Genomic DNA, 650 nt, shown 5'->3' with positions numbered 1-650 from the left:
CCTCGAACAGCTCCGTCTTCGACTCGAAGTGGTTGTAGAAGGAGCCGAAACCGACGTCCGCACGCTCCGCGATCGCCTGGATGCTGGCGCTGGTGTCCCCGGTCTCGGCGAGGATCTGCCGGGCGGCGTGGATGAGCGCGCGACGGGTCTCGGCGCGGCGCCGCTCGAACCGGTTGCTGGGTGGGGCTGACGTAGGCATGCGCAGAGTTTAACCGCAGGAGCGATGGCGGCAGCAGCTCTGATGAATTCATCATTTCCCCTGGCGAACCTCTTGACGGCGATGTTGTCACAGTTGATGATTTCCTCACTGTGGCGATGTTGCTCGGAGGGCACCATGTCTGAAACCCACGTCGACGGGACCGCTGTCAAGACTGCCCACCAGGACTTGCACAGCGAACAGGGCGCCCTGCGTGGCGAGCATCCGGGCCGCTCCCGGAACCCTGTGATCAGGGTGACGGACCTGGCTTGGCTGGAGTTCGAGAAGCCGGACCTGGAGCGGGCCGAGGTCTTCGCTCGGGACTTCGGCTTCCAGGTTGCCGCACGCACGGAGAGTGAGCTGTGGCTGCGGGGCACCTTCGCGGGCTCGCCCTGCATGGTGATCCGGCGCGGTCGTACGTCCCGTTTCATCGGCCCGGCGTTCCGCGCGGCGG

The 650-nt window shown here is 66.0% G+C and carries 1 protein-coding gene and 1 pseudogene; one reads left to right on the top strand and one right to left on the bottom strand.

From position 1 onward, the window contains the following. Positions 1 to 199 (bottom strand): helix-turn-helix domain-containing protein (locus tag GTY47_RS28060; protein WP_010049361.1); only part of this gene is annotated, 199 nt, incomplete at its 3' end. A 135-nt stretch (positions 200 to 334) separates the two neighbouring features. Between GTY47_RS28060 and GTY47_RS28055 the strand changes: the two are divergent. After that, positions 335 to 650, top strand: a pseudogene (locus tag GTY47_RS28055) (2,3-dihydroxybiphenyl 1,2-dioxygenase); the annotation flags it as partial.

The sequence above is a fragment of the Streptomyces sp. SID5464 genome (genome assembly GCF_009862985.1).
In the GTDB taxonomy this organism is placed as follows: domain Bacteria; phylum Actinomycetota; class Actinomycetes; order Streptomycetales; family Streptomycetaceae; genus Streptomyces; species Streptomyces chartreusis_D.
This window is presented reverse-complemented; position numbering and strand designations above follow the sequence as displayed.